This window comes from Acinetobacter sp. 22301, from assembly GCF_052045285.1.
GTDB classification, from domain to species: Bacteria; Pseudomonadota; Gammaproteobacteria; order Pseudomonadales; family Moraxellaceae; genus Acinetobacter; species Acinetobacter pittii.
Genome location: NZ_JBQEOR010000022.1, coordinates 1 through 7,959, shown reverse-complemented (window position 1 = coordinate 7,959; position 7,959 = coordinate 1). Strand labels below are relative to the sequence as shown.

The following is a 7,959-nucleotide window of genomic DNA, read 5'->3' as shown; positions in this document are numbered from 1 at the left end:
GACGCAGATTGACGGAGTTGATGTTAAGACAGTCAATAAAGATGACAACAAGGTTAACTTTGTGACTGGAGACAATGTTGAGTTAATAGCGAATGCGGATGGCAGTATCACGGTGGGTACAGCAGCAGATGTGACATTCAATACAGTGAACACGACGAACCTGACTGCGACAGGAGAAACCAAGCTAGGCGATAGCTTCACGGTGAATAATGGAGGCAGCTACTACACAGGTCCAATTACCGAAGGAAACCATATTACCAATAAAACCTATGTAGACCAGGCAACAGCAGCATCAAGAACGGAGGTTGAACAAGGGAAAAATATTACTGTTACTTCAAGCACTGGTGTGGATGGACAAAATATATACACTGTTGCTACAGCAGATGAGGTTGATTTTAATAAGGTCACAGTTGGCGATACCACAATTACAACAGACGGTATTGTTATCGCTAATGGCCCAAGCATAACAAAAGATGGTATTAGTGCAGGTGATAAAAAAGTAACTGATGTTGCAGATGGTCTTATTAGTGCAGATTCTAAAGATGCCATCAATGGTAGTCAGCTTTTTGGCTTAGGTAATAACTTGACTCAACTGTTTGGTGGTAATGCTCTTTATACTAATAATCAGATTACTTGGAGCAATATTGGTGGCACTGGGCAAAACACCATCGATGATGCAATTAAACATGTAAATGATCAGGCTGCAAATGCAAACCAAGGTTGGAATGTAAGTACTGATTCAGGTTCGAATGCGACAAGCACAGTAAAACCAGGTCAAACTGTAAATATTAATGGTGACTCTGATAATGGTGTACTAGTAACGAATTCTGGTAATGACATTAAAGTGGGCTTAGCTGATCAAATTAAAATTGGAGCAGGAGATAATGCAGTATCAATTGATGGTAATTCTGGAACAATTCAAGCTGGAGATGTTTTGATTGATGGATCAAAAGGCAATATCTCTGCTGGAAAAGTTACTGTTAATGGTGAGGCTGGTACAGTTAATGGATTAACAAATACGACTTGGAATCCTAACAATATTGTTTCAGGACAAGCTGCTACTGAAGATCAACTACAACAGGTTGCTCAAAATGCAACTGCGGCTGCGACAGCTGCTAAAACAACAGTATCGGCTGGTGAGAATATTACGGTTTCAAGTAGTAAAAATGCCGATGGTAGTACGAACTATCAAGTGGCAACCAGTAAAGATGTGAAGTTTGATACAGTTACTTCTGGTTCGATTACTACAGATAAAGTTTCTGTAGGAAATATCACAATTGATCAAACAGGTATAAATGCTGGTGCAAGTAAAGTTACAAATGTAGCGGAGGGCACAATTAACTCTACATCGAAAGATGCGATTAATGGATCTCAGTTACATGCGAGCAACACCAATATTTATAACTACTTAGGTGGTGGTGCCAATTATGAAACCAATACAGGCCCTACTTATAATGTGGGTGGAGGCTCTTACAATAATGTTGGAGATGCACTGAATTCCTTAGATCAACAAGTCACTAATGTAAGTAATCAATTAGAACAAGCATTCTATACAACAAATAAACGTATCGATGATTTAGAAGATCATGCCAATGGAGGTATTGCTCAAGCAATGGCAACCGCGGGATTACCACAAGCTTACATTCCAGGTAAAAGTATGATGGCAATCAGCGGTGGTACGTACCGAGGTGAATCTGGTTATGCAATAGGTATGTCATCGATTTCAGATAATGGAAAATGGGTCTTTAAAATGTCTGGAAGTGGTAATTCCCGTGGTGATTTTGGAGGAACTGTAGGCGCCGGTATCCAATGGTAAGCCTTTAGTGATTATTAGGCACATTGAATATTTCAGTGTGTCTAATATAAAGACTACTTAAAATTAAATTATCGAATACAAAATTTATACGGGAATTCAGATATGAAAAATTTATTTATCATGTGTTTAGCAGTGGGAATTTTTAGTGGGTGTTCAACTGGTACGTTAATTACAAAAGAGGGTATGACTGACAATCCTAAATGGCATAAAGCTAATGATGTTATTTTTAATAAGGAGTTAGGAACATTTCCAAATTTACAAAGTTTAAGCCAAGTTCGTTCAGGTATGACAAAAGATCAGTTATATGAATTAATTGGACGACCACAATATGATGATGGGTGGAGACCAAGAGAATGGAATTATTTATTTCACTTTAATACACCTGGCAAAGGTGAAAATGGCATAACTACTTGCCAATATAAGATTTTATTTGATCAAAATATGATTGCAAGCAGTTTTTATTGGAATCCGATTGATCCGGAAAATGCTGCTTGTCCTCCATCATTCAATCCACCAAAGAAAGAAGAGCCTAAACAGCAAGTATCAATCAAACGTTATACACTAGGCGCAGATGCATTATTTGCTTTTGATAAAAGTGATCTGAATCATATAAATCTAAAAGGAAGGGAGGATTTAGATCGTTTGGTTGCAGAACTTCATAAATTTAAAGAAATTAGAACAATTCGGATTTTGGGATATACAGATTACTTAGGACGGGAGGTTTATAACTTAACGTTATCTCAAAAAAGAGCAGAAACGATAAAACAATATTTTTTGAATAATCAAATCAACGCCCAAGTTCTTATTGCACAAGGTCTAGGCGAGCAGGATCCTGTAAAACACTGTGCAGATGGTCTTTCAAAAAATCTATTAGTGAAATGTCTAGAACCCAATAGGCGCGTAGTAATAGATGTTGATGGTATCATTGAGTAAAAAAATTCATATATTATTTCTATAAAAGGCTTATTCATATTGAATGAAGAATAAGCCTATTTTTTTACAGAATTAAATTTTTCAAATCGTTATTGATAATCAAAATAGTTTTTTGTATAAATTTTTGTTTTTATTTGAAATATTTTAATAATTTAATTTCTTTTAATATTGTTTTTTTTATATTTTTAGACATATCTTAGTGTTATAAGAAACTTAATAATTCTCTTTTTAACATCAACACAGCTTGTAGAGAATGAACCAAGTGTACGAAATAGTCCGTTAGTTTATAAAAAAAAGCCTACATTTTTTTAAAAAAAAGCCTACAATTTATTAGGTTGAAAAAGTATAATTTTATTAAATTAAAATGTTTTTTAACTTTCTAACTACTATTGATTTGGGGAAGTCTATTTCATCTCACACTGGAGTATGCATGGGTAAAGAGACATCGGCTTTGGTAACTTCTAAAGACATGATGTTGTCTCATGACACTGAAACGACATTAGAACATGCTATCAGTATTATGCCTGAGTTGGTTCGTTGGCTTATTAAAACTGGTATTGGTTACAATGAGTTTTCTACCGCCCTAAAGTCGGTATTTTATAATGAAGCCATTAAAGAGCTAGACTCTATTAAACAAAAAAAAACAGACTCTGCTGTTAGCTTATTATCTGGTTTAGGGCGACGTGATGTCAGAAGTTTTTGTCAGACCTATGGTGAGTATAGATTAATTAATCAGTTTAATCAGCAATTACCTATTAGTGTACCTGCTCGTGTAATAGGTTTATGGATAGGACAAAAACTGCCAACCCAAATTCCTTTTAATGGGGAGGAACCAAGTTTTGAGGGCTTGGTTAAGCAGATATCTTCTGAAAAGCATCCAAAATCAATATTACTCGAACTTAAACGATTGGGGTTGGTCATAGAAGAAAATAATCAAATTATTTTGCAGAATTCCAGTTTTACTCCAGATCCACAAATGGATGAAAGTAAGCAACTATTTACTCAAAATATTTCAGATCATCTTGCAGCCGGGATTAGTAATCTAACGCAAAAAACCAATTTTTTAGAACAAGCTATTTTTGCAGACGAGTTAAGTCCTGAATCTGTAGAAAAGCTTAAAAAATTAAGTCTTGATATGTGGAATTTGATGTCTAAGGCTATCCTTTCTTCGGCAATAGAATATTGTAAAAACGATGAAAGATCCCCTGACGCGAATAAACAGTTTCGTCTGGGTATTTTCCAATATGATAAATAAATATTGATTCACTCTCGACTTTTAAATTTATTTTTCCACCCAATTTTTTTTAAGCCTCTCCATAGAATAGAATATGAGACTTTATAACCAAATCTATGTTCAAAAGGGTCTATTAATTCTCTGATTTTAGAGAAGGGTGTAGATTTTACAAAATCTTCAAAGCTTTTTAAGTCATAAATAGAAAAGGGTCTGCCAGTACGAGTAAGTGGTAGTGGTTTTAAATCTTGTGTTGTTTCTTCAAGAGCAATCCATTCATCCAGTGTTGATCTGGCAATCTTAAACTGTTTACAGACTTTTGACTTATGTTGCGTTTGTTTGTAAGCAGCCATTACATTCTGGCGAAAGTCTAAAGAATACGCACGCATTGAATTTAACTCATTTCCCTAGTGTCAACTGTTTAATAAAAACTTACTGTTTGAGCTATCGTAATTTTTTCTATTCAAATGTTACAGTTCTATCTCCTTTTGTTTAGAGTCACTCAAAGGAAATGTACCATTATTTAAAAAATATGTACATATTGCACATATTATTATTTTTTTAAAATTTTATTTCCCTCTCACATAATTTTTTTTATGAAAAATGGTTTAATTGCACATTTTTGTTTGTCAAAAAGTATGTTTATTGTTAAATTATATTAGGTTTTAATAAGACCGGAGTTCCAGACATCATAGGATTGTAAAAGAATATATTTATTTCTGAATACCTAGATTTTTGTTAGCTACTTGAATTCTATAAAATTTAAATTTTATAGTGATTGAATAATTCCAAGTATTTAAGTTTCCTATAAAATATTTCATGAAAAAACAGGTTTAAAGGAATTTTCTGTTTTTTAGTTCTTACAATATTTATTGAGATAACTCATATGCCTCATTCGCGTCTTACACTACCATTAGTATCTGTAGGTTTATTTATGCTCTCGGGTTGTACTGGAGAGGATGGCGGATTTAATGTTGGAGTGACTTTAGGGGGAACTGGTACGGGCGAAATGACAGTTGGTACTGAAAACCCTGTTACTAATCCTCGACCAAATCCAGGTTCTAATCAAATGGAAGATGATGGTGAGTATGCTGTTGCTTATCCAAATCCTGTAACACAATATTGTGGCGGTGTAGAACGAACAATTCAATTTGTTAGACACTATGCTCCATTTATCCCTATGAAAATGGGGGATCGGATGGATCTTTTAGGAATAAATAGTGGATTAAAGGTAAGGTATAAATTACAAGTCATTGTGAAAAATACGACATCAGAACCGATCTATGAGTACATCAACAGTTGTAAAGCTGCTATACAATTAACGGGTTCTAAAACAGAAAAAGAAACAGAAACGAATTATTGTTTAAATGATGAAACTGTTAATACTTATCAACCCAATGAAGAAAAAACATATTACTATACTTTTAATTTACCTAATATCTTGCAGAATTGGACTGTAAGTTATACTTCACAATATTCTAAACAATTATATCCAACAATGTACGATGATGATAATGAGAGCCTAAGAACTCATTGTGCTGCGCTAAGTACAATATTATTAATGGATGATTATCCATCAAGTAAAGATGGAGCTCCTCCACAAACATCTGAACAAGAAAATGGTTCTAACTCGTTGGAAGGAAACTCAAATAATGATGATAGTACGACAGAAGAGCCCCCAATCTTCGGTGGGTTTGATTTATAAGTTTAAATTTAAAGTAGACTAAATTTAACTTAATTTTTTCTTTTAAACTGCTCTTCATCTAAGCCATCTACTTAAGTATGGCTTTTTTTATCTCTTATTCTCTTATAGAAATTATTTACTTTAACCGCATAAAACGCTACTGAGCTTACAGTCACGCAGTCACAAATTTTCTATGTTAAAAATGCACATAATTGGTTGTAGATAAAAAATAACAATTTTTTATTAAAAAAATAAATTAAAAAAAATATTAAATATTAATTATATAAGATAATTTTTTGAAACTATTTTTATTTTTAATATAAAAAGCATAGTTTGAAATTAAATAAAAATGTGTAAAATGAACATAAATCATGATGTGAATTTGATAACTTCACTTTGCATATATGAGAACTGCTTCACAAATATAGAGATAACAATGGTTTTTACTTTTAACGTTTAGGGAATGCTATATGTATAAATTGCGATTGTTAGTAATAGCTGTGTCAATTGGACTGTCTGCCTGTGCAGCCAACAATTATTCCCAGCCTTCAGGTTTACGGTTTCAAGAAGGGGGTAACGATAAGGCTCAAGTAATAAACGTAAAACGAGATGATAAATTATGTGCAGAAGATGCTCCGGAAAAGCAAAACTGTCCTATTAATTTCTATATAGACAACATTCAATCGGGTAGCTTCTATATTAATAATGCAGCGCAGTACCGTTTGAAGCCTGAAATTTACAATTTCAAAGTTAAAAATTGTACTTCTCAAGAGTGTCAATCATGTGATGTAGACCTTCAAACCAATCAGTTATCCGACAATAATTTGACCCTTTCCATAGATAAGAATGGCAATCCTTATATTTTAAATAATGGAAAAGAACTTGTTTGCTCAAAAAAAGAAGCAACTCCAACTATTGAACACACTTCAGTAATCCAATTATCAGCAGATACTTTATTCAAATTTGATGGTTCTACACTTAATGACTTGCTGCCAAAAGGGCGCCAAGAAGTAATGGATTTAGCTTCTAAAATTTCGCAGGGATACGTCTCGGTAAGTGCAATTAAATTGACTGGTCATACAGACCGATTAGGCAATGACAATTATAACCAAAAGCTGGCGCAAAGCCGGGCGGATACTGTACGGAATCTTCTAATCCAAAATGGGTTGTCTGATAGCGTTATCAGTACAACAAGCAGGGGAGAAGCTCAACCTGTAACTGATGGATGTCCTAACGTTAAATCACAAGAAGCCTTAAAAGCCTGCTTGCAACCAGATCGTCGTGTAACTGTCGAAATTACTGGGATTTCTAAGTAATTACCAATTTATGGAATAAGAAGTTTAGGTGAAATATGACTAATTTTATCGTAATAGAAAAAGATTCATTAGAGAAATCAATAGTTAATTCGAATCAGATTACTTTAACAGAAGCATCAATCGTTCATACGAAAATGCATCGTGATGATGTTGAGGAATTTATCCGTGACGGTAATAACTTATTACTTAAATTGAAAAATGGAGAAGTAATAGTTATTGAAAATTTCTTTACTGCTTATGATGAAGTAATTTCTGACTTAGTATTTGAAGAAGATGGATGTGTTCTTTATTGGTTCGATGGGGTTTCTGACTTTAAAGGTATTCCTGGGTTAGAAGTATTACTACCAGAAGCAGGGAGTCAACTTGTTAGCCTTTTACCTTGGTTAGCTGGTCTGGGTGCTGTTGGGGGTGTAATTGCTGCCACCCATAATGATGATGATAATTCACCAAGTACACCTAATGGTACGAATAGTATCCAAGTTGCAAGTAGTGGGCTTATAACGGGTAAGACTGAAAATATTCCTGATGGTAGTAAAGTGAATGTTACCATTACGGGTGAAGATAAAGATGGCAATTTAATTAGCCGGGAAATTGAAACTACTGTTAATCCTGATGGTAGCTATACAGTAGAAGTGCCAAATGACTTTGCTGATGGGGATTTGAAGGTAGAGTCTGAGGTTGTAGATCAAAATGGTAATGTTGTAAAAGCTGAAGACAATCTGTCAGGTCAAGACGGTCTAGACCGGGTTGATGGCACCATTACAGTTGATGTGGATAACCAAGGTCATATCACAGGCGGTACCACAGATGTTGCACCGGGTAGTGAAGTGATCTTGACGATTACCGGTCAAGACCAGGCGGGTAATCCACTTGAGCAACAAGTGACGGCAACAGTTCAACCGGATGGTAGCTATACAGCAGAAGTACCGGCAGGCTTTGCTGATGGCGAGTTAACAGTTGAAGCAGAAACAGTGGATCG

At 34.5% G+C, this 7,959-nt stretch carries 7 protein-coding genes; 6 read left to right on the top strand and 1 reads right to left on the bottom strand.

Annotated elements, in window-relative coordinates:
* The 3 genes from ACTJJH_RS18305 to ACTJJH_RS18295 all read left to right on the top strand — a co-directional run.
* Positions 1-1,816, top strand: a 1,816-nt coding sequence (locus ACTJJH_RS18305) for a YadA-like family protein (RefSeq protein WP_440601569.1), incomplete at its 5' end; no start/stop codon positions are given.
* Between the two features lie 102 nt (positions 1,817-1,918).
* Complete coding sequence (locus tag ACTJJH_RS18300) at positions 1,919-2,749, top strand: OmpA family protein (RefSeq protein ID WP_032038780.1); 831 nt, start codon at positions 1,919-1,921, stop codon at positions 2,747-2,749.
* 430 nt (positions 2,750-3,179) lie between these two features.
* Positions 3,180-4,004, top strand: coding sequence for a hypothetical protein (locus ACTJJH_RS18295; protein ID WP_000514224.1), 825 nt, complete (start codon positions 3,180-3,182; stop codon positions 4,002-4,004).
* An 8-nt stretch (positions 4,005-4,012) separates the two neighbouring features.
* Here the strand turns inward: ACTJJH_RS18295 and ACTJJH_RS18290 are convergent, their stop codons facing one another.
* Positions 4,013-4,369, bottom strand: coding sequence for an IS630 transposase-related protein (locus ACTJJH_RS18290; RefSeq protein WP_001203192.1), 357 nt, complete (start codon positions 4,367-4,369; stop codon positions 4,013-4,015).
* Positions 4,370-4,866: 497 nt separating this feature from the next.
* Between ACTJJH_RS18290 and ACTJJH_RS18285 the strand changes: the two genes are divergently transcribed.
* The 3 genes from ACTJJH_RS18285 to ACTJJH_RS18275 all read left to right on the top strand — a co-directional run.
* Positions 4,867-5,685 carry a hypothetical protein gene (locus tag ACTJJH_RS18285; RefSeq protein ID WP_440601568.1) on the top strand — a complete coding sequence of 273 codons (819 nt, stop codon included), beginning with the start codon at positions 4,867-4,869 and terminating at the stop codon, positions 5,683-5,685.
* A 449-nt stretch (positions 5,686-6,134) separates the two neighbouring features.
* Positions 6,135-6,980, top strand: coding sequence for an OmpA family protein (locus ACTJJH_RS18280; protein WP_440601567.1), 846 nt, complete (start codon positions 6,135-6,137; stop codon positions 6,978-6,980).
* Between the two features lie 35 nt (positions 6,981-7,015).
* Positions 7,016-7,959, top strand: a 944-nt coding sequence (locus tag ACTJJH_RS18275) for a BapA/Bap/LapF family prefix-like domain-containing protein (protein ID WP_440601566.1), incomplete at its 3' end; no start/stop codon positions are given.